The following is a 21434-nucleotide window of genomic DNA, read 5'->3' as shown; positions in this document are numbered from 1 at the left end:
CGAGACGGGATGCGGCTGCGCGCTGGGGGTGTCGCTGCCGGTAAGGCGCGCACCGGCTCCGTGCGGGTGCGTCGGCGGCTCAACGAGACCCGCGATCCACCACTACTCACTGGTACCCTATCCGGTCGCGCAGGAGACGGTGCCCACCGACCTGACGGTCGCGCCGACACAGGTCGGGCCGGATGTCAGCTCGCCCCCCATGATGGCCAGATCATCGCGTCGAGTTCCAGAGCCGTTCGGCGCGCGGCCGCAATGCGGGCGCGATGCGCCGAGGCGGACCGCCGTGTGCCGATCGCGACGCGCTGCGGAACGAGCCGTGGGCCCTTACAGCGTGCACCGCCAGGAGGCGCGTCCGGCCGTGCAGCGAAATTGAGCGGGAGGTGTCGCAATGAGAGTTGTTAGGTGGCGGAAGATCGTCGCGATGTGCGTCGGAGCAGCGTTGATCAGCGCCGCGGGCTCGGGCGTGGCGACGCAAGCGCAGACGCGCGACACCGTGGTCGTCGCGCAAAGCGCCGACCTCGATACCGGAGACCCGCACAAGACTACCGGCACCGCGTCGATGAACATTCTGGTCAACGTCTACGACACGCTGGTATACCGGGATGCCGACCTGAACCTGAAGCCCGGGCTTGCGCTCTCCTGGCGGGCCGTGGACCCCAGCACGTGGGAATTCAAACTGCGCAAGGGCGTGAAGTTTCACGACGACGAGCCGTTCAACGCCCAGGCCGTCAAGTTCTCGTTCGACCGGATGCTGGATCCCAAGACGCACTGGCCCGGCGCCGGGGGGCTGCGCCTGATCAAGTCGGTGACCGTCGTGGACGACTCGACGGTGCGGATCACAACGGAAGGGCCGTGGCCCAACATGCCGCGGTTTCTCGGCTACTACGGCATGATCGTACCGCCCGGCTACCTCGCCCAGAACGGCCCCGATGCGCTCGTCCGTCACCCGGTAGGAACAGGACCGTACCGCTTTGTCCGTTGGGTGAAGGACGATCGTGTGGAGCTCGAGGCCAACTCCACCTACTGGGGCGGCAGGCCGAAAATTAGCCACGTGATCTTCCGTACCATTCCCACGGACGCGCCGCGGGTCGCGGAACTGCTCGCCGGGTCGGTGCAGCTGATCAACCTCATCCCGCCTGAACTGTTCAGTCCGGTCCAGATCTCATCGAAGACAAAACTCGTGATCGGCAAGAGCCTGAGCGTGTTCTTCGTCATCTACAACCTGGTCAATATCCCGCAGGGCAAACCGCTGGCCGACCCTCGCGTGCGGCAGGCCCTCAACTACGCGATCAACCGCCAGGCGATCCTGACCAGTGTCATGCACAACGTGGGCACGCCGGTGGCGACATTCTGCAGCGAGGTGATGGAGGCGTGCGACACCTCGGTCCCGCCGTTCGGCTACAATCCGGACCGGGCCCGCGCGCTGTTGCGGGAGGCCGGCTATCCAAACGGGTTCGACTTCAGCATCAGTGGGACGACCGGGACATACCCAGGCGACCGGGACATCGTCCAGGCGATCGCCGACCAGCTGAACCACGTCGGGGTGCGGACGCACGTGAATATCTCGGAGATCGGCGTGCAGCTGCGGGCGGTACTGGACCGCAAGCTGCCCGAGGACGGTTGGTTCACCCGCTTCACGGATTTCTTCGGGATCAGCACCATCATTCCGCTCCGGGCGTTCTACTCGCCCGGCGAGTGGTCCCAGTGGCGGCCCGGGTACGCGCCGTTCGACCAGTTGGTCGAGGCGGCGCAGGCGGCCCCCGACGAGGCAAAACTGCGCGATATCTCCAAGCGCCTGCAGCTGATGTATAAGGAGCAAGCGCCGGCCATCACGCTGTTTACCGCGCCCAACGCCTACGGCATGAGTCACGATCTGCAATGGACGCCCCGGCCCGACCTGCTCCTGACGATGTTCGACGCGTCGTGGGCGAGGCATTGATCCGGTACTCGGCACCGCGAGGGCGGCTCACGCCGAGGCTGCGGTGAGCCGGTACCTGGTCCGCCGGCTGGCACTGTCGTTGACGGCCATGCTCGGCGTGGTCACGATCGTGTTCGTCCTGCTGCACATCAGCGGCGATCCCGCGACGCTGCTGGTGACGCAGGACGCGACGCGGCAGGACATGGAGCGGATCCGGCAGGCCTACGGGTTGGACCAACCGCTCTCCGTGCAATACGCCCGCTTCATCGCGCGGGTCGCCCGCGGCGATCTCGGGTATTCGTACCGCCAGGGCGTGCCGGTGAGCGAGCTGATCTCCGAACATTTCGGCGCGACGTTCGAACTGACCCTCGCCGCCCTCGCGGTGGCGATGCTGCTCGGCGTGGCGCTCGGCATGGTGGCCGCGGCCCGCCGCGGGACGGGCGCCGACGCGACTGCGATGACGATCGCCCTCCTCGGAACGAGCATGCCCAGCTTCTGGCTGGGGATCCTCCTCATCATCGTCTTCGGCGTCAAACTCGGATGGCTTCCGGTCTCCGGCTACGGCGGCCTCAACCACCTCGTCATGCCCGCGTTTGTGCTCGGCGGCTCCTACGCGGCGCAAGTCAGCCGGCTCACGCGCACAAGCCTGCTCGACGTCCTGGCTCAGGATTACATCCGCACGGGACTCGCCAAAGGCCTCACGGGCCGCGTCCTGCTGTTCAAGCACGCGTTGCGCAACGCGGCGCTCCCGGTCCTAACCATCCTGGGCCTCAGCTTCGGGCAGATGCTGGGCGGCGCCCTGATCGTGGAATCCATCTTCGCTTGGCCGGGGATGGGGCGGCTGGCGGTCCAAGCGGTGTTGGGGCGTGATTTTCCGGTCGTCCAGGGCGCCACGATTGTGGGTGCCGCCGTATTTCTCGCCGTCAACCTCACCGTGGATTTGGCGTATGGCTGGGTCGACCCTCGTCTTCGAAGCGCCGCGCGCACGTAGCGTCGGGCGAGCTTCCGCGATTCGCCGCTTCCTGCGGAGCCCTTCGGGGGTCGTGGGGACGGTGCTCCTGACAATACTGCTCGTGGCCGGGTTCGGGGGCTCGTTCGTGACGCCTTACGACCCGGCCGCGCAGAATCTGAGCCTCACCGTGAGTCCGCCGTCGTTGACGCCGGTGCACGGCGGCGTCCACCTGCTCGGCACGGATCAGCTCGGGCGTGATGTCTTCAGCAGGTTGCTGGTCGGTCTTCGGATCTCACTGCTCGTCGCACTGGCGGTCGTCCCCCTCTCGACGCTGTTGGGCCTGACCGTCGGCATGGTGACGGGGTACCGCGGCGGCTGGCTCGACGTCGCGTTGATGCGGGTCGTGGACGCGCAGTTGTCCATCCCCACGCTCCTGCTCACGGTGGCCGTGGTCGCGGTGCTCGGGTCCGGGCTCCTGCAGATTGTGGGCGTGTTGGCGATCGCCGGGTGGCCGGCCTACGCGCGCGTGGTGCGCGCCGAAGTCCTGGCGCTGCGCGAGCGCGAGTTTGCGGCGGCGGCGCGGGCGGTGGGCGCGTCAGACGTCCGCATTCTCGCGCAACATGTGCTGCCGAACGTCCTCCCCACCGTGCTCGTGCTGGCGACACTCCAGCTGCCGGTGGTAATCGTCTTCGAAGCCGCGCTGAGCTTCCTCGGCCTCGGCATCCAGCCGCCGACGCCGAGTCTCGGCCAGATGCTCGGGTACTCGCTGGACCTGGTGTGGCAGGCCTGGTGGATGCCGACGATCCCCGGGATCACCATCACGCTCGTGGTGCTGGCATTCAATCTGTTGGGCGACCGCATGCGGGATGTGCTCGATCCGCGTCTTCGGGGTCTCGGACCAGTGTGACGATCGCCGCAGGACATCTCTCGCGGACGCAGCGTGGTGAGCGCCCGTTGATGCGCACCGCTTCGGGAGATCAAGCGTTCTTCGAGAACATCGACGCCCGGGATACCGTCCTATGACGTCTTCACGGCCTCGCGGAGGCCGCAGCCGCGCGGTCCCCCGAAGCTCATGCCTCCCCTGGTCCACTTGAGCGCTTAGAAATCACCAAAACGAGGTTGATACATCCGACACACCGACCGATGAAGATCCTTGCGTGGGAACGCTTGGAACACGACGGCGGCAAAGCAATTCCGTAGGATCAGCTTCTCTTGCGTCCACGGCGGATCCGATTCCGTGTCAAATCCGCCTTTCGAAGACGATCGCGTACGGATTGACCCCATGCTTGAGATACGCTCGTTGCGCGGACATGTTGGGGCAAGACTGGTCACGCGGAGCCTCCGGCCCCCAAACGCTACCACAGGCTTCTCCGCTACGTCGAGTAAGTTGGCGACGATCCCTCGCCCTCCGAAAGCAGCGCGGACACAGATGCCCCAGACGTATCCGCACGCGTTGGAATCGTACGTCTCCGCAATGCCATCGTTGTTAGTGATCCAACACGCAACGTACCCGGCGAATACGTCTTCGACTTCAGCGACGAACACCGCCCCGCGCTGACGGTCAACACACGCTTGCAGCCACGCGAAATACGCCTCGGCAATGTCTGCACCGGGTCTTCGCGTATCATGTAACGCGCGCTCAAAGTCTTGCTCCTCGAGGAGCGCGCCACGAATCGCGTGTCGTCGGCGGCGGTACTGCGCCGCACACGCACCCGAGGCGTTGACATGACCGCAGAGTTCTTCCCCTGATCCACCCGTACCTCGTCAGCGGAAGCAAGCGAGCCGCGCCCTGAATCGACGCGGCCCGCGTTCCGTGTCGCCTCAGCCTACTGCGACGTCGCTCGGGCGGCCCGACGACGCCCGAACATGGCATCGAGGGAATACGCCCCGGCGCCAACCACCAGAAGCGCAACGCTCATCCAGAACGCCAGCCACTCTTGGCTGATGAACGTCCGAGTATGGATCTTCACGATCACCAATGCCCCAAACATGTCCATCGCCAGCAGCGAACCCACAAGCCGCGTGAACAGGCCCACCAGCATCAAGATGCTTCCGCCGAACTCGACGATCGCGTGAATCGGCCCAAACACACTCGACAGCGGGAGGTGTAACCGTTGCCACAGTCCGATGATGCCGCGCAGGGACGCAATCTTTGCCCAGCCCGGGCGAAAGAAGAACACGGCCAATCCGATGCGGAGACACAGCATGGCGAGGTCTTGGGCACGAGACCGCAGTTCGTCCGTCACGGGAGCCCTCCCCGCACACTACTCAGCCCGCCTTGGGATTCCCGTGCGAGCCCAGGGCTCCTTCCGACGCCTGGTAACGGATTGTTAACAAGACGGCGGGCGCGCCTAAGGTAGACACAAAGAGGCCGCGCCCTGAATCGACGCGGGACCTTCGCGTTCGCCGAGAACCGGTAGAGGATTTGATTGAGTCCAAACTCCTGCATTTGGCGTCCGTCTTCGTAGACAGACAGGCGGTTCTGCGGATACGCCGCCGGGTGTACTTCGAGCCACCGCTCGAGGGCGCGCACCGTGACCGGATTGAGTGAGCGCACCCGAGAGTCTGTATCACACGATGAGGGCTAGCGACCCCCCTCGTCGAGCATCAGCAATGACTGCTTCCATCACGCTAGCGGAGGGGTTAAATCCCTTTGCGATGAGGTAGATGGCGAGGGTCAACTCCCAGGCGAACTCCGGAACGGCGGCGACGGCCGGGACGGTCGAGTACTGCCCGTAGACACCGAACAACACGCCGGTCACCGACGCGAAGACCAATGGGCCTCCGATCAGCCCCAGCACGGGTATGAACCGGGGCACGAGACGCGACGTGTACATGAGATACGCTATCAACACCGTGTTGGTTCCGCTGGTGAAGCTGGGCCCGATCAAGAAGGTCCAGTTGTGGAGCGCAACGAGGCCCCTGCCGAGCGCGACCAGCGAGGCCGTGTCCGAGCTTGCGGCCCCCGCCAGTTGCTGCCGCAAGGTCACGACCGCAAGGAGGCTGGCGACATCGATAGCGATGATGCCGGCTTCAAGAGTGCGGAGGCCGACGTAGCCAAGGGCAACGGCTTCGTTCTGCCTCTTGACGACGGGGAACAGCGCGACCGCGCTACCGATGATGGCGAAGGCCAGGATCACCTCGCAGAACGCCCCCAATAGGACACGGGTGTCGGGCCCGGAGCCGATGATGTAGTTGACGTTGTTCAGGATCGGGCCGTACAGGATGAGCGCGGCGACCGAGGTGACGTGGGTGGTGAGGTAGCATATGCCCGCAGCGATTGCGAGCTTTCTCGGTGAGGTCATCGGTGCTCCTTGTTCACGGGGTGGCGGTCCACCTATAACGAAGAGATGTTCTCCATCTGACTATGCCCCTTTTCAGCGCGGAAGCTTGGCTGGAGTCAGCCTAAACCCCTTGCGAGTGTTCAGCAGGAGTCCCGAACCGAACGCGCGTTCCCACGCCTGTCCGCGCACCGGGGGAGATTCATTCGTTCGATTCGATACGCCTACTTATGCACTGGGGAAAACAGGTCCGCACGACAACCAAAGAGTGGGGGTGCAGTATGCTACTAGCATTGTTGCTGCTGGGGGCTGGTCTACTGATTCTAACCGGACATATGATTGTCCGGTAAGGCGCAGAATTGTAACGCCAGTACCAGTCTGGGGCGGGGGAACCCGCCCCCTTCTTGTTTTGGTTGACGTGGATCTCGCGGGAAGAGTCAGCCTACTGTCCGGAAGGAAAAGCGAGTCGCGTTTCTGAAGCGCATCTCATTTTGAACCGTCAATCAATTCAGATGAGGAGGCTCTATGAGACCGAAGAAGGAGCCACAGACGTCCGCCAAGAGTGCTCCCGTGACCGGCAAGGCGGTCACGGGATTCACGGACGAGGAACGGGCCGCTATGAGAGAACGCATCCGAGAGCTGAAGGCGGGCGCGAGCAAGGCGGATGGGGAAGGTGACGTGCTCGCGAAGATTGCCGAGATGCCGGCACCGGATCGCGTCATGGCCGAGCGGCTCCATGCGATCATCAAAGCCAGCGCGCCCATCCTCTCGCCGAAGACCTGGTACGGGATGCCCGCGTATGCCAAGGACGGCAATGTCGTCTGTTTCTTCCAAAGCGCGCACAAGTTCAAGGCGAGATACGCGACGTTCGGCTTCAGCGACAAAGCGAACCTCGACGAAGGCGACATGTGGCCAACCGCCTTCGCGCTGAAGGAGCTGACCGCCGCCGACGAAGCAAGGATCGTCGCGCTGGTGAAGAAAGCGATGAGCTGAGGAGGTACGTTTCGGTTCAGGTTTGCAGTCCAATTTTGAAGCGCAGGTTGACTTTATCCTTTGCTAGTCAGGGCGCCGCGTGGAATGCATACGTGTTGGAACGCGGTCCACATCTTCTTTCAACATCCCGGGCATACGCTGCAAGAGCAGGCGGACCATCGACTGACACTCGGCGTAGGTTTCAAACCTAGGACCACGGGCTTATTGATCCGCGCATGGATGAGGTAGCGATGGCATGTTCAGCAAACCGCCAAACGACGGATCATCACAATCCTCGTATACTTCGTCCTCCCACCACATCGTCCATTGGCGCTCGGTAGGACACTTGGCCCCATCCGATGGGCATTGCCGATCCTCCAATAGTCTACCGAGCAGATCCTGTCTCAGCACGAGATCTCGGGTAGAGAAGTCTCCGCCTAATCGTAGCCTTAGATTCCAAGGAGACGGAGAGAACAACCAGTGGACTCCCCCGTCCGGTCAGCGGGGGTCAGCAGAGACCCCATATTTCCGGGGGGGTAGGCCGCGAATCGGCGCTCACGTTTGCGTCCCGTTTGCACGGCGGGCAAAATGCTGAATGGCGATGAGCGGAAACCCTAGAAAAATATGGTGCCGGGGGACGGAGTCGAACCGCCGACACGGGGATTTTCAGTCCCCTGCTCTACCACCTGAGCTACCCCGGCAACCGTGGAAGAACGCCTCAGAGTATAGCGGACGGCCTCGTTGGGCGGCAAGACCTCGGTACGGGAGCCCGGAAGCCACGCATAGTTTCCTACCGCCCAGGGTAAAACTCAGCGGAGGAGGTGAGTCCCATGTCCACGCCCAAAGACCTCAAGCGGTACCGACAGATCATTGAGGAAGCGACCGTGGGCCTCGGCCGAGACGACGTCGGAGTCGGTGACGTCACCGAGACTCGAGACGGCGTCCTTGCGGTCACGTTCTCCCGGGGTGCGCACTCGACCGTCGAGGAAATTCCGGTCGATGCGTTGCGAGACAGGGGACAAGCGAATCAGGCGCTCGTCAAAGCGATTCGCGGTCTCAGCAAGGAAGTCGCTCAAGAGGCGCTCCACAAGGTCTAACCGCGTCTCGTTCGCACAGATTTCGGCGGGGTCGCCCGTGACGGGCCGGCCCCGCCGCCGCTCATGCGATGGGAAACCCCCTGCCTGCCCCCAATCGCTCGGGGGCTCCGACCGATCGCTCCTTACTGGTTGATGCTGACCTGAATGCTCGTTGCATCGGATTGCGTGCCGTTGAGGATCTGGATCGCTGAGATGACGTACGGGAACGATACCATGGGCAGCGATTGTACGTTTAACGCCGCCCGCCACCTGCCGGCCCCGTCCGCCGTCGTCGTCGCTTGCACCGCCTGTCCGAGCAGACGCGGCTCCGCCCGCACGACCACCGTGGCGCCGGGTTGCGCCATGCCGGTGACGATCATGGCGTTCCCCACCTTCGCCCCATCCGTTGGGGACGTAATCGCCGGAGCGTTCAAGACTGTCGGGGCGGGTTGTGCGGCCGGGGTGGTCACGTTCACCTCGTACGCCTGGTTCGTCCCCTGTACCACGAAGAACCGGCCATTGCGTCCCGGTTGGATCGCGTCGAAGCCGGCGCTCTGTCCGTTCAGACTGATTTGAGCGTCCGTCAGCACGACGTAAGATTGTCCGTTGGCGAGCGTCACGGTGCGATTACCTGGGCCGACCGACGCGATCCGCCCTCCGGAGACGACACGGTACGTGGCGGTGATTTTTGCTGCCTGGCCGCTGCCGTCCAGTTGCACCGCGACGGTGTCTCCCTTACGAAGCGCCCCGAGGGCCGCTGACCCGCCGGCGTTCGTATCGGCGTTGTAGCGATAGATTGCGGTGTCCGCGGTCACGGAAACGGTCGTGTCCTGCCCGCCTCGCCGGACGATGATCGACGGGTTCTGCCCGGTGGTGACGGCCACGATACGCCCGGAAAGGGCCCCCGCCGCCTGCGCCGGTCCCGGGGGAGGGGCCGCCGGCCCGCCCGCCACCCCGCCGCCGATGAAGATCGTCTGCGTCGCGTCGTCCCAACGGACGTCGGCGCCAAGCGATTCACTGATGAAGCGGAGCGGGACCATGGTCCGATTGTTGATCGTGAACGCAGGGACGTCGAGTAGCTTCGGAATGCCGTTCACGTGGGCCTGTCGAGAGCCCACAGTCAACTCGACATTCTGCTGGCCGCGGATCGCCACGATGTGTTGCGTCGGGGCATCGTAGTCGACGGTGGCGCCGAGACGCTCGAAAATACCGCGTAACGGCACCAGCACCCGGCCCTGAATGAGGACCGGCGGCACGTCGAAGTTGACGGGTTGCTGGTCGACGTATACCCGGATTGCCTGCGCGAACACCGCGCTGGGTGTGACCAACGCGAGCATCACGCCCACCACGGTGAGCAATCGTCTCATGTGCGTCTGCCTCCTCCCTCTCTGCGGACGGCCAAGCGTGCACTGCAAGCCGTCGCAAAGCAGGCGCTGCGTGTTCACGATACCCCGCTCGCGGCCCGTCCTAACGCGAACGCGGTTCCGGCCGGCGCCTGACCTGAATCGCGCCACCGCCGAACCGATCGCCACATCGTCGGGCCCCAGAGCCAGAGTTGGCTGACAAAATGGCGACACCGACCGGGAGCAGGGCGCGGTTGTCCATGCACCGGGATTGTTCCCCGATGGGACGTTACCCATCGCGCGGCGGGGCCGATCGTAATGTCAGACGCTCTGGGTACCGGGTGCTATAATTTCACGGTGGAGCACAGCGATTTCCACGGCCCGGAGGTGGATGAGGGATGCCAGCACGAGGCTATCAGCGACCGTCGGCGCGGTTGACGCACCCTCTGATCCGGAGGGCCGGCGCTCTCGAGCGGGCGACCTGGAACGACGCGCTCGATCACGTGGCGCGGCGTTTCGAGGAAATCCGGCGGGCTCACGGACCGGACGCGTTCTGTTGCTTCAGTTGTTCCAAGGCCTCCAACGAGATGAACTTCGTCGCCCAGAAGTTCATGCGGACGGTGATCGGCACCAACAACATCGACAGCTGCAACCGCACCTGACACGCGCCCAGCGTCTCCGGTCTGGAGACGGTCTACGGCGCAGGGGGCGGCACGACCTCGTATGAAGAGATGGAGCGGACCGATCTGCTCTTCCTCTGGGGCTCCAATCCGCGCGAAACGCACCCGATCATGTTCCATCACATGCTCCGGGGGATGCGCAACGGAGCGCGCCTCATCGTCGTCGACCCGCGGCGGACGCCGACGGCGCAACTGGCGCACGTTCATCTGCAGATCCGTGTCGGCGCCGACATCGCGCTCGCCAACGCGATCGGGCGGGTGATCCTCGATGAAGGACTGCAGCACCGTGAGTTCATCGAGCACGCCACGCACGGCCTGGACGGCTATCGTGAGAACATCGCGACGTACACCACCGAGTTCGCCGAGCGGGTGAGTGGCGTGCCGGCAGAGACGATCCGACGGATCGCCCGGATGTACGCTGCGGCGCCGCGCGCGATCATCTGCTGGACGCTGGGTATCACCGAGCACCACAACGCGACCGACGGCGTCTACGCCCTCTGCAACCTGGCGAACCTCACCGGGCACGTCGGTCGCTACGGCTCGGGTCTCGACCCGTTGCGCGGCCAGAACAACGTGCAGGGCGGAGGCGACATGGGCGCGGTGCCGAACCGCCTGCCCGGCGGTGCGGACCTGGAGGACCCTGCGCAGCGCGCGCCGTTCGAGGCGGCCTGGGGTGTCACGCTGCCGCCAAAACGCGGGCGTCACCAGAGCCAGATGTTCGAGGACATGGAGAACGGCAAGATCCGCGCCGCATACGTCATCGGCGAAAACCCGTTGATGTCGGAAGCCAACCAGAAGCGGAGCCGCGAGTTGCTGGGAAGCCTCGACTTCGTCGTCTTCCAGGACATCGCCCTCAACCAGACCGCAGAGATCGCCGACGTCGTCCTGCCCTCGGCGCTGTCGTGGTGCGAATGCGAGGGCACCGTGACCAACTCCGAGCGGCGGGTGCAGCTGATGCGCAAGGCCGTCGATCCCCCGGGAGAGGCACGCGACGACATCTTCATCCTCCAGGACGTGGCCGGGCGGATGGGCCACGACTGGGGCTATACGTGCGCCGAGGACGTCTGGAACGAAGTCCGGCGTCTCTCCGCGAGGCACCGGGGGATGTCGTACACGCGGCTGGCGGGGTCCGACGGATTGCAGTGGCCGTGTGTCGACGAGGACGACCCCGGCAGCAAGTTCCTCCACGAACGCCTCTGGCTCCGGCCGGTGCAGGGCCGCCGCGCCCCGCTGATGCCGGTGGACTGGGAGCCGCCGGTGGAGCAGCCTGACGAAGCATATCCCTTCCTCCTCACTACGGGCCGCAAGCTGGAGTTCTACAATACCGGCACGCAGTCGCGCGGCTACGCGGCGCCCCGGCCCCAGATGGAATTCCTGTGCATCTGGCCCGAGGATGCGCGGCGGCTCGGTATCGAGGAGGGCGACCTGGTGCGCGTTCGATCCCGGCGCGCATCGCTGCTCCTGCCAGCCAAACCGGACGAGACCCTCGCGCCCGGCCTCTGCTTCATGACGCTGCACCACCCGGACATCATACCCACGAACGTGTTGACGATCGACGCCTGGGACCCTAAGTCTGGCACGGCCGAGTTCAAAGCCACGGCGATCGCGGTCGAACGGGTCGCGCCGCGCGGAACGTGGGGCGAGGACCGGTTGGGAGAGGAGACGGAGGCTCATGCCGATTGAACGCAGCCATTCGGCGCGTGCTCCCGAGCGGGAGCGCGCGGCGGTCGACCGCGCGCTCGCCCGCTTGGGCGCCGAGCCGCAGCGGTCGGACCTGCTCCCCCTGCTCCACGCACTCCAAGACGATCTCGGGTGGCTTCCCCAGGGCGCCCTGCATCACTTGGCAGACCGGATGAACCTGCCCTTCCCCGACGTCTGGGGGGTCGTCACCTTCTACGCGCTGTTCCGTCTCGACCCGCCCCGCGGGGTGGTCGTCCACGTCTGCGACGATGTGCCGTGCCGCCTCCGCGGCGCGGATTCGCTGCTCCGGCGGTTCGAGGCCGCATACGGCCCGCCCCGACGGTTCACCGGCGAGGCTCATGACGCCGCGCCCCACGGAATGTCGGCGAGCGGTCACGTCCCGCCGCTCGACTGGGAGACGGTTCCCTGCCTCGGCCGGTGCGAGGACGCGCCGGTGGCCGTTGTCAACGGCTGCGTGCATCGGCGCGCCACGCTCGAGGAGATCGCGGCCGCCGCAGCCACGGGGACCGGCGATGCCTGAAGTGCGGCGGCTGCTCGCGCGGGTCGGCGTCGCCGATCCCGAGAGCCTGGAGGACTACCGGCGCGCGCACGGCTGGGAGGCGCTGACGAAAGCCGTCCAGGCTGGCCCGGAGTGGGTCCTCTCTGAGCTGGAGGCGTCGGGCCTGCTCGGGCGGGGCGGCGCGGCGTTTCCCGCAGGCCGCAAGTGGCGCGCGGTCGCAGGCGCGCGCGGACGTCGGCGCGTCGTTTGCAACGCCGACGAGAGCGAGCCCGGCACCTTCAAGGACCGGGTGCTGATGGAAGAAGACCCGTTCGCGATCGTTGAGGCGATGACGATCGCCGGGTTGACCGTTGGGGCCGAAGACGGGCTCGTCTACGTCCGGGGCGAGTACCGCCTCGCCGCCGACCGCCTCCAACGTGCGATCAAGCAGGCGCAGGATGCGGGAATTGTGGGCGCCAACACGGCGGGTTCGGGGCGGGAGTTTCGCATCCGGATTTTTCGCGGTGCCGGCGCGTACATCTGCGGGGAGGAAACTGCGCTCTTCAACTCGGCCGAGGGCCGGCGCGGCGAACCGCGCAACAAGCCTCCGTTCCCCACACAGGCAGGCCTGTTCGGCGACCCGACGCTGGTGAACAATGTCGAGACGCTCTGCAACGTCCCCCTGGTGCTGCGGGACGGCGCGGCCGGCTTTCGGCGCTACGGCACCGACCGATCCACGGGCACGAAGCTCTTCTGCGTCAGCGGCCACGTCGAGCGGCCCGGGTTGTACGAAGTGCCGTTCGGTACCACGCTGCGCGCGCTACTCTCCCTGGCCGGGGGTGTTTGGCAGGGGCGCCGCCTCCAAGCCGTCCTGTGCGGCGGCGCGGCCGGCACGTTCCTGGGCCCGGAGCGCCTGGACGTGCCGCTGACGTTCGAGGACCTGCGGACCCTCGGGGGAACGATCGGTTCGGGCGCGGTGATCGTGCTGGACGACACGGCACCGCTCTGGGACGTCGTGCTGCGCGTGGCCCGCTTCTTCCAGGAGGAATCGTGCGGCCAGTGCGTTCCCTGCCGCGTGGGCACGCAGCGTCAGTGGGAGATCGTCGAGCGTCTCGCCTCCGGGAGGGCGAAACCGGGGGACGCGGAGCTTTTGGAGGAAATCGGCGCGGCAATGACCGACGCGTCCATCTGCGGGCTGGGACAAACGGCGTCCGGAGCGGTGCTCAGCGCCCTGACGCTCATGCGGGGGGGATCGGCGTGAGCGTGGCCATCGAGGTCGACGGGCATCCGATTGACGCGGAGGATGGGATGACGATCCTCCAAGCGCTGCGACGCGCGGGCATGGACGCGCCCACACTCTGCTACCATCCCAACCTGACGCCGGTCAACGTCTGTCGGGCGTGCGTGGTGGAGCTCGACGGCAGCCGCGCGCTCGTGCCGTCCTGCTCCCGCCGAGTCGAGGCGGGTATGAAGGTACGCACAGCCACGGAGCGGGTGCGGCGGGCGCGAAAGGTCGTGCTGGAACTGCTGGCCTCGTCGGTGGACACGTCGACCGCACCGGCGCTCGAAGCCTATCTCGCGGAGTACCATGGGAACCCCGCGCGCTTCGGGACCGACGTACGCCGGGTGGAAGAGCCGCTGCGCGACGACAACGACCTCTATGTGCGCGAATACGACAAGTGCATTCTGTGCTACAAGTGCGTGGAGGCGTGTGGCGAGGACGCCCAGTTTACCTTCGCACTCTCGGTCGCCGGCCGGGGGTTCAGCGCGCGCATCGACACCGGCGCGGATGCGCCGCTGCTCGACTCGCGGTGCGTCTTCTGCGGCAACTGCGTGGCCGTGTGTCCAACCGGCGCGCTGATGCCGCTGATCGAACACCGTATGCGGCGGGCCCACGAATGGGACGAGAGCCGGCAGCACGTGGCGGGCACGATCTGCCCGTACTGCGGCGTCGGCTGCGCCGTCGAGCTGCACGTCCAGGACAACCGGATCGTCAAGGTCACGTCCCCCGCAGACCATGACGTGACGCGAGGACACCTCTGCGTGAAGGGACGGTTCGGGTTCACTTACGTCCGGCCGGACGCCCCCGATGGGAAGGGCAACGCCTAGCCCGCCGAGCGAACGACAGGCGCGGACGGCTCCAGGCACCGTGCGCAGGAACTAGAACGGCACGGACGAATAGGCCACCGCGAGACGGCGGCTCCTGGTCGAGCACTTTCCTTCGAGACGGCACAACCGCATCGAGGCACCCGGAGGTGCCAGCGGCGATGCTTTGGATCGTGCTCAGCCCGCTCATCGCGACGCCGATGCCGGCGGCACCCGCGGGGTGGTGCGTCGCGAGCACCGTCCGTGATCACCGCAGTCCGGCCGTCGGCCGCTCGCGGGGCGCCACCCTCGACGTGCGCGCCGTACCCGGTTTCCAACCGGTGCGGATTTCCGCGAACGATCTCACGCCCATCGCCGCGCTGCGACACCACGTATCTCGTCGGAAATCTGCAGGCCGGGCACGTGTGTGCTGGACGGCTCCTGTCCACCGGTTCCCATGGCCGGTCCTTGGCCACCAGGCCCGCCCGTCGCGGGAACAGGGGCGTGCTAAGCAGCCCGCCGCCCCGTTCCAGGCTCACGCTCCGCCCAGTCACGTCAGGCTCTCTCCCACCATCACCTAGGGAGTGCGAACCTCACCGGACGGCCCGGTAGGATGTGTCCGGCTCCGTCTCCGCTGCCCGAACAGGGGCAAACGGCTCCCTCAACGATCGCACGAAGAAGAATCTCGAGGAAGAGGGGTGATCGGCATGGAGTTCAAGCAGCTCAATCTCAAGACCGGGAAGTGGCTCGCGGTCAACTGCGGCAAGTTCCCGAGCGAGTCGAACTGCCAGCTCGTGATCATGGCGCCCGCAAGCCAGCGCAACGATCTCGTCGAAGCTGCCAGTGCGCACGCCATCAAAGTGCACGGACACGAGGATACGCCGCAACTGCGGCAGGAACTTGGCAAGCACCTTGAGACCATTGAGCTCTAGCCGCTACCCGAGGTGACGGACGATGATCGTACACTACACCTTTCAGATCCATCCGAACGACAGGGAACAGGTCAAAGCCGAGTTGCGAAAGCTGCGGACCGTCATCGAGCGTCACGGCGGACGCAATCTCAGGTACTATGCGGCGACGACGTCCGGCACGCCGAACCGCCTGTTGATCTATGAGATCGACGCGTTCGCCCATTTTGACACCCTGAGCCAAGATCCCGACTTCCGTGCCGTCAAACTCGACTCGTTGTACTCGAACGCCACCGGCACGATGTGGGCTGAGATCCCACTGTGATCTTGCCGCGGCACCGCCACGCGAAGGAGGCATCGAGCACGCCTGGATGAGGAAGACGAACTTCAACGCTCCGGACGCCGGCACTCACTCCCAGGGCTCGCCGGAGCCGATCACGCCGGGGCACGTCATCGTTGGTCGATCGCAGCGTTCTGAGACAGGAACGGACGCGGGACCGCGCAGTGCTCAGGCTGCGCGGTCCTCCTCGCGTCGCAACGGTCGCCGCACTGCCGACCGGAATCGAAACGGCGCGATCGACGACGCGCGCCTACGGGACTTGCGAACGCGCAACGTACAAGAAAGATTGGCGGGAGCGACGATGATACAATCAGACTCCACGGCAGTCCGCAAACCCTAATAACAAACGGTCAGCGGGGCGTAACTTTCGCGCACCCCGAGGCCGAGGGTAGATGGGTACGGGTCATGGGTCGTTAGGCTGCAGATGCCGAAACAGACGAAGCAGCGATCGTGTGGAAGTCCTTGGTAAATTTGGCGGGAGCGACGGGATTTGAACCTGCGATCTCCTGCGTGACAGGCAGGACCGAATCTATCGTGCGCAACGTTTTGATTTGCACGGGTTTGCGAAACCCGATCTCGTGCTGTTCGAGCGACTTCGCATACGGCACCTCTCCCACTCCATGTGGCATAAGCCGCAGACGTTGGCGATCGGAGGGGCGTCTCCTGCAACATTGCAACCGTCACGGGGAACAGACGGCGGGCGTGCTGCAGCCCTGCTTGATAGTGGGTGGAACGTCGTGGAGGTTTGTCCGTTCGAGATGTCCCGACTCCGGGGGATGCTGGGTACAGATATGGTGAACCGCCTCAAAACCAGGCCGGTTCGACTATGTACGGGGCAGAAGGGGGGGAGAGATACCGGCAATGTTCGAGTGGCTGCACGAGAAGATCCGGCAGGAAGATCGGGGCTTCACCCTAATCGAGTTGGTTGTCGTCCTCGCGATCATCGGCATTCTGATCGCGGCGGCGGTGCCGCTGTACCTGGGTGCTCGCCAGAAGGCCTACAAGGCCGAGGCCAGCAACGCACTGCAGGAGATCAAAACGATGGAGTGGGCCTACTACCAGCAGTACAACACGTTCGTGAACGGGACGCTTCCGTCGATCGGTTTTACCCAACCGGGCAACGCCAACTGGACGTACTCCGTGGGCACGGGCACGGCGGCGAGCGTTGTCGCAACCGCGATCGGGACCACCGGTACGCCGGTCGCGGGTCAGTCGATGACCTTGACGTTGAGTAGCGATGGGAGCACGCAGACGAGCGCCTCGTTCTAGCACTCGCTCGGTCCGTGGTCGGGGGGAGGGTGGTCCGTGCCTCCCCTCAACCTTTTTCCAGGGCAGGAGTTCGTCCGGAGAGAGCAGCGACTCCCTCGTTGGTTCGCATCCAACCTAGCTTGAACGGAGAGATCGTCGCGGACTATCGCGCTTCGTTCCACACGTTCGCTTGTCGGGCGCCGAGTTCACTCGGGGGATTCGGATTGTACCAACACCACGTCGTGACGTGCTCTTTGTGAAAGATGACCATTACGCGATTGAGCAGGAATGTTGCACCCGAACCCCGCAGTCCTCCATCCAATCACCAGTGTCTCAATCGGCGTGTCGGGGGGTGCGGAATGATGCCTGCCTCGAACCGGGACCTCGTCGATTATTTCGACTACCTCTGCCTCGCGCGGGAGAAACTCTTTGGCTGGATACGGAACGGCCCCGTCGAGATGTACACGCGGTCGTTCCCGGTTGGGCACGGCACGATCAGCACCACGCTTGTTCATATCGCTCGCTCCCAGTGGGGGTACACGCAATGGCTGTCCGGGCGAAGCGTCACGGCGGCGGATAACCCTCTTCAGATGGATAAGCAACCGCCCTTTGAGGAACTGGCGACGATCTGGACGGGCGTGAATCCACAGACACGCCAAGTGCTAGCCGACCTCGACCGCGACCGTTATATCGAGTGGGTTCCGATGCTATACAAGCCCCCGATGACGATTCGGATCAACGGAGCCGTCCTCGCTGGTCAGCTAATATTCCACGAAATACACCATCGTGCCCAGGTGATGATGATGCTTCGCCACGCTGGCGTGACAGCGGAGACCCTGGACTACGCGCTACGTAGTGTTTGGGAGAAACATTGACAGGGTTTCACCAGGATGGATACCACGCTCGACTCTTCCGCGAGATACAAAGGGCCGCGCCCTGAATCGACGCGGCCCGTCTCGCTGCCTTCGGCTGCATTCCCCACGAATCCGTAGGAATCAGGCCTCCGCCCGATTCTCCTCGTGCTATGCGACGGCGTATTATTTCATTAGGTGTGGGATGTCGTACGCAACAGAGGTGAGGTGGAATGTGAGGGGGTGAAACATGTTGATTCGCCGTGGGGATCCATTTGAGGATATTGTCAAATTGCAGCGGGAACTGGGCAATCTCGTTCGAACGTTCGGGGAGCCAGTTGTCACAACTCCAATGAACATGTTTCCGCCAATGGAGGCTTTCTACTACAAGCACGCGTTGGTATTGCGAGCATTCATCCCCGGCATAGCGCCAAAGGAAGTAGATCTCTCAGTCTCCGGCAACCTGCTCACGATCAAGGGTGAGCGGAAGCCGGAGTTCATGATTCCGCCGGAGGGGTTCCTCTTCTCGGAGATTACCTACGCCAAGTTTGAGCGCACACTGGCGTTGCCGGAGGGCTTGAAGACCGAGAAGATCCAGGCGAAATACCTCAACGGTGTGCTGGAGATCACGATTCCCGTGACGGAAGCCGTTCTGCCGAAGAAGGTACCGGTGGAAGAGGTTGTACCTCACAGCGAGAAGGTCTTTGCGGGGGCGGTCAGATAGCCCGGACCCACGTATCTCGATAGCGCCAAGAGGAGAGCGGTCCCCGGCGGATTTACCGTCGCGGGACCGCTGGTTTGCTCGTATGCGCGATTCGTCAGCCGCGTCGCAAGAGCGGTCCAGGGTGACCCGGCACCCCGACCGCAGGCAGCACCCACCGATCCAGGCCATAGTATCCCGCCACACGCCACCCAAGCACAAGCCACGTCGCGAGGATAAACAGTATAGGATTCGTGCTGACCGTACCCGCTAGCAGGTAGTTGGCGTTCATGAGGCCGCCGAAGAATGCGGCGACCCCGGTGAACAGGCCAAGGATCAATCCGATGCCAACGGCGATCTCTCCCAGCGCGATCGCCCAACTCCACGCGGCGGCATGTGGCAACACAAAGGCGTGCAGGAATCCCGCGTACCAGCCACCGACGTCGGGATGTGCACCCGTGGTCTTTGTAAGGGCCCCGCCAACAAACCCCGTGAGTGCGGTTCCGGCCTTTGCGCCGGTTCACACCGGATTCCCCAACTTCTCCGTTCCGGCCATCAGCCATTCGTAGCCTGCGTATACGCGAACCACAAGCCAGATCCACGCGAGACGGGTATCCGCAAACAGTAGTTGTGCGATCGGAGGCTCGCCGATCGAGACACGATGCAACGATGCTGCTTGCCCCATGCCACACCCCCCGGCGATGAATTCCTCACGGCCTTTTGCAGTTCATTCTACCATGCTCGGATTCGGTGAGAACGAAGAAGCCGCGCCCTGATCGACGCCGGTCCCGCGTCCGCCCTTGCCGTTCATCGTCCGGCGTACGCGGCAACGTCCGGGGCGGCTTCATGCGAAAGCGCAGTGGGGACTTCTTCGGCGGGCCGGTGAAGATGATCTCCCCGTCGCGCAGCCGCTTCGTGCTCCCCACCCGGCGCAGATTATCGAAGTACTTGTCGACGTACTCGGGCTCAACACATATGAGCAGAATCGTCTGCTCGGTGAAGAACCGCACGAAGCGCGGGAGGTTCGCCTCATACATTTCGAGGGTCTTGCGGGTGCAGTTTGCGACCCGCCGGCTGAGCAAGAACGCGTCAATCACTTCCGTGAGGTACGTCCCTTCGTGCAACGGGCCGGAGAGGCCGTCGGCAATGTCTCCTGCCCTTTGCATGGGTTTTGACCCCCGAAATCAGCGGAAGGTCTTGCGGGATAAAGGTTGGCGGGAGCGACGGGATTTGAACCCGCGATCTCCTGCGTGACAGGCAGGTGTGTTAAACCAGGCTACACCACGCCCCCACGATGGGCGGCACTCCCGCCATCAAGCAGTCTACGGCCCGATCCCCACCCTGTCAATACGCCGAAGTGCCTCAAAATTCTCGACACCGAAGGGAGAACTGTTGCCTCAAAATGCCGGTCATCGGCGCCCAGGAGGCAACGTGGGTCCTCACAGTGTACGCGAATACGCCGCATCCCTTCGTCCTCGGTATCGTCTGGCCTCCCGCCGCGATAAGAGTCGTCGCTTGGATGAGTTCTGTCGGCTCACCAATCGCGATCGCAAGGTGGCGATCCGGCTCTTGCGGCACCCGCCGAAACGAGCGCGGCGTCGGGCCGGCCGCCCCCGACAGTATCTGAGCACCTTGCGGCCGGCGTTGGAGCAGGTGTGGGAAGCCAGCGACTACCTCTGCTCCACGCGCTTGGCGCCCTTTCTGCCGGAACTGATCGCGGCCCTGGAGCGCCACGACGAGGTGATGCTCTCGGCGGAGCAGCGTTCCGCCCTCCAGCAGATCAGTCCCGCCACCATCGATCGGCTCTTGCACTCCGTGCGCCGGCAGCACCGACGCCACGGCCTCGCCACGACCAGCCCCAGCCTCGCCGCCTTGCGCGCCCAGGTACCGCTGCGCCCGTTTACGGAGTGGGGCAACGTCCGCCCGGGCCACATGCAGGCGGATCTGCTGGCGCACTGCGGGGAAAGCATGTACGGTTTCTACCTCACCTCGCTCCTCGCCATTGACGTCGCCACCGGGTGGACCGAACTGCAGGCCGTGTGGGGCAAGGGCCAGACACGCGTCGGCAGCGCCGTCCACGCGATCCGCCAAGCGCTGCCCATCCCCCTGGAGAGCATCCATACCGATAATGGCGGGGAATTCCTCAACCACATCCTCATCCCGTGGTGTCGCCGCGAGCACGTCGGCTTCACCCGCGGTCGGCCCTACCGGAAGAACGATCAGGCCTACGTCGAGCAGCGCAACGGCTCCGTCCTCCGCCGCTTCATCGGGTACGATCGCTACTGCACCCGCGCGGCCTTCCTGGCGCTCAAGGTGGTGCATGCGCTCCTGCGGCCCTACGTGAACTTCTTTCAGCCCATCCGCAAACTCGTCTCCAAAGAGCGCCACGGCGCCCGGGTGCGCAAGCGGTACGACCGCGCGCAGACGCCCTACCGCCGGCTGCTCGCCAGCAAGGTCCTCACTCCAGCACAACGCGACGCGCTCACCGCTGAGTATCACCGGCTCACCCCGCTTCAGCTGCGTACCGACCTCGAGGCACGCCTCCAGGCGCTCTGGAAACTCGCCGACCGGTAGGAGAGAGGAGCGACCCATGAGTAACGTCAGGGCCCGACGACGACGTGCGCGCGCGCGGCCGCCGCACCACAGACAGGGACAACCAAGACAGATTGTGGGTGACACCCATTTTGAGGCATCACCCCCTCCTTCGGTGACCAGGACTTATGAGGCATCACGTACGCCGTGATGCCTCATAAGGAATGTTACCGACGCCGACCTGGTGCCTCAAAATCGTGGTACCCGCTGAGAGAGGCACACGGCTCCTCGGTGTACGGTCCTCACCCACGCCACGGCGCGCAGGGCGCCCGCCACGCCAGGAGATCGCTTGTTGCCAGCGAACGTAGA

Annotated in this window: 20 protein-coding genes, 2 tRNA genes and 1 pseudogene; 15 read left to right on the top strand and 8 right to left on the bottom strand. The window is 64.7% G+C overall.

The window, feature by feature from the left end; translation table 11 throughout:
- Nucleotides 1-388 precede the first annotated feature (388 nt).
- The 3 genes from VKZ50_11190 to VKZ50_11180 are packed head-to-tail and all read left to right on the top strand — an operon-like array spanning nucleotide 389 to nucleotide 3777.
- Entirely contained in the window at nucleotides 389-1939 is a 1551-nt protein-coding gene (locus tag VKZ50_11190) for an ABC transporter substrate-binding protein (protein HLJ60283.1), read from the top strand.
- 43 nt (nucleotides 1940-1982) lie between these two features.
- Nucleotides 1983-2909, top strand: a complete 927-nt coding sequence (locus VKZ50_11185; GenBank protein ID HLJ60282.1) for an ABC transporter permease — start codon at nucleotides 1983-1985, stop codon at nucleotides 2907-2909.
- The gene (locus VKZ50_11180; protein HLJ60281.1) at nucleotides 2866-3777 is read left to right on the top strand and encodes an ABC transporter permease; all 912 of its coding nucleotides are present in this window, start codon (nucleotides 2866-2868) and stop codon (nucleotides 3775-3777) included. The genes VKZ50_11185 and VKZ50_11180 overlap by 44 nt, the downstream gene beginning before the upstream one ends.
- A gap of 919 nt (nucleotides 3778-4696) precedes the next feature.
- Here the strand turns inward: VKZ50_11180 and VKZ50_11175 are convergent.
- Complete coding sequence (locus VKZ50_11175; protein HLJ60280.1) at nucleotides 4697-5116, bottom strand: DoxX family protein; 420 nt, start codon at nucleotides 5114-5116, stop codon at nucleotides 4697-4699.
- 324 nt (nucleotides 5117-5440) lie between these two features.
- Nucleotides 5441-6175: a DUF4386 domain-containing protein gene (locus VKZ50_11170; GenBank protein ID HLJ60279.1), complete on the bottom strand. Its 735-nt coding sequence runs from the start codon at nucleotides 6173-6175 to the stop codon at nucleotides 5441-5443.
- 594 nt (nucleotides 6176-6769) lie between these two features.
- On the opposite strand from VKZ50_11170, the gene VKZ50_11165 reads away from it, so the two are divergent.
- Nucleotides 6770-7144, top strand: coding sequence for a DUF1801 domain-containing protein (locus VKZ50_11165; protein ID HLJ60278.1), 375 nt, complete (start codon nucleotides 6770-6772; stop codon nucleotides 7142-7144).
- 604 nt (nucleotides 7145-7748) lie between these two features.
- On the opposite strand, the gene VKZ50_11160 is transcribed toward VKZ50_11165, so the two are convergent.
- Nucleotides 7749-7824, bottom strand: a tRNA-Phe gene (locus VKZ50_11160).
- A 129-nt stretch (nucleotides 7825-7953) separates the two neighbouring features.
- On the opposite strand from VKZ50_11160, the gene VKZ50_11155 reads away from it, so the two are divergent.
- Entirely contained in the window at nucleotides 7954-8220 is a 267-nt protein-coding gene (locus VKZ50_11155) for a hypothetical protein (GenBank protein ID HLJ60277.1), read from the top strand.
- Between the two features lie 122 nt (nucleotides 8221-8342).
- Here VKZ50_11155 and VKZ50_11150 read toward each other — a convergent pair whose 3' ends face one another.
- The gene (locus VKZ50_11150) at nucleotides 8343-9566 is read right to left on the bottom strand and encodes a copper amine oxidase N-terminal domain-containing protein (GenBank protein HLJ60276.1); all 1224 of its coding nucleotides are present in this window, start codon (nucleotides 9564-9566) and stop codon (nucleotides 8343-8345) included.
- 374 nt (nucleotides 9567-9940) lie between these two features.
- On the opposite strand from VKZ50_11150, the gene VKZ50_11145 reads away from it, so the two are divergent.
- The 6 genes from VKZ50_11145 (at nucleotide 9941) to VKZ50_11120 (ending at nucleotide 15719) form a co-directional block, all read left to right on the top strand.
- Nucleotides 9941-11905 (top strand): molybdopterin-dependent oxidoreductase, encoded by a 1965-nt coding sequence (locus VKZ50_11145; GenBank protein ID HLJ60275.1) that lies wholly within the window; start codon nucleotides 9941-9943, stop codon nucleotides 11903-11905.
- Nucleotides 11895-12443 carry an NAD(P)H-dependent oxidoreductase subunit E gene (locus VKZ50_11140; protein ID HLJ60274.1) on the top strand — a complete coding sequence of 183 codons (549 nt, stop codon included), beginning with the start codon at nucleotides 11895-11897 and terminating at the stop codon, nucleotides 12441-12443. Before VKZ50_11145 ends, VKZ50_11140 begins: the two co-directional genes overlap by 11 nt.
- A complete protein-coding gene (locus VKZ50_11135) occupies nucleotides 12436-13662 on the top strand; it encodes an NADH-ubiquinone oxidoreductase-F iron-sulfur binding region domain-containing protein (protein ID HLJ60273.1) in 1227 nt (408 codons plus the stop codon). Before VKZ50_11140 ends, VKZ50_11135 begins: the two co-directional genes overlap by 8 nt.
- Nucleotides 13659-14510 (top strand): 2Fe-2S iron-sulfur cluster-binding protein, encoded by an 852-nt coding sequence (locus VKZ50_11130; protein ID HLJ60272.1) that lies wholly within the window; start codon nucleotides 13659-13661, stop codon nucleotides 14508-14510. The genes VKZ50_11135 and VKZ50_11130 overlap by 4 nt, the downstream gene beginning before the upstream one ends.
- A 683-nt stretch (nucleotides 14511-15193) precedes the next feature.
- A complete protein-coding gene (locus VKZ50_11125) occupies nucleotides 15194-15418 on the top strand; it encodes a hypothetical protein (protein HLJ60271.1) in 225 nt (74 codons plus the stop codon).
- A gap of 22 nt (nucleotides 15419-15440) precedes the next feature.
- A complete protein-coding gene (locus tag VKZ50_11120) occupies nucleotides 15441-15719 on the top strand; it encodes a hypothetical protein (GenBank protein HLJ60270.1) in 279 nt (92 codons plus the stop codon).
- 428 nt (nucleotides 15720-16147) lie between these two features.
- On the opposite strand, the gene VKZ50_11115 is transcribed toward VKZ50_11120, so the two are convergent.
- Entirely contained in the window at nucleotides 16148-16342 is a 195-nt protein-coding gene (locus tag VKZ50_11115; GenBank protein ID HLJ60269.1) for a hypothetical protein, read from the bottom strand.
- A gap of 253 nt (nucleotides 16343-16595) precedes the next feature.
- Here VKZ50_11115 and VKZ50_11110 point away from each other — a divergent pair, with 253 nt between their 5' ends.
- From VKZ50_11110 to VKZ50_11100, 3 genes are all read left to right on the top strand, one after another.
- A complete protein-coding gene (locus VKZ50_11110; protein ID HLJ60268.1) occupies nucleotides 16596-17003 on the top strand; it encodes a prepilin-type N-terminal cleavage/methylation domain-containing protein in 408 nt (135 codons plus the stop codon).
- A 338-nt stretch (nucleotides 17004-17341) separates the two neighbouring features.
- Nucleotides 17342-17857 carry a DinB family protein gene (locus tag VKZ50_11105; GenBank protein HLJ60267.1) on the top strand — a complete coding sequence of 172 codons (516 nt, stop codon included), beginning with the start codon at nucleotides 17342-17344 and terminating at the stop codon, nucleotides 17855-17857.
- A 226-nt stretch (nucleotides 17858-18083) separates the two neighbouring features.
- Entirely contained in the window at nucleotides 18084-18557 is a 474-nt protein-coding gene (locus tag VKZ50_11100) for an Hsp20/alpha crystallin family protein (GenBank protein ID HLJ60266.1), read from the top strand.
- Nucleotides 18558-18651: 94 nt separating this feature from the next.
- Here the strand turns inward: VKZ50_11100 and VKZ50_11095 are convergent.
- The 3 genes and pseudogenes from VKZ50_11095 to VKZ50_11085 form a co-directional block, all read right to left on the bottom strand.
- Nucleotides 18652-19218: pseudogene (locus VKZ50_11095) on the bottom strand (DoxX family protein).
- Between the two features lie 25 nt (nucleotides 19219-19243).
- Complete coding sequence (locus VKZ50_11090) at nucleotides 19244-19699, bottom strand: hypothetical protein (protein ID HLJ60265.1); 456 nt, start codon at nucleotides 19697-19699, stop codon at nucleotides 19244-19246.
- 46 nt (nucleotides 19700-19745) lie between these two features.
- A tRNA-Asp gene (locus VKZ50_11085) sits at nucleotides 19746-19824 on the bottom strand.
- A gap of 224 nt (nucleotides 19825-20048) precedes the next feature.
- On the opposite strand from VKZ50_11085, the gene VKZ50_11080 reads away from it, so the two are divergent.
- Nucleotides 20049-21107: a transposase gene (locus VKZ50_11080; GenBank protein HLJ60264.1), complete on the top strand. Its 1059-nt coding sequence runs from the start codon at nucleotides 20049-20051 to the stop codon at nucleotides 21105-21107.
- Nucleotides 21108-21434 lie beyond the last annotated feature (327 nt).

It is taken from the genome of bacterium (genome assembly GCA_035295165.1).
GTDB lineage: Bacteria > Sysuimicrobiota > Sysuimicrobiia > Sysuimicrobiales > Segetimicrobiaceae > JAJPIA01.
This window is presented reverse-complemented; position numbering and strand designations above follow the sequence as displayed.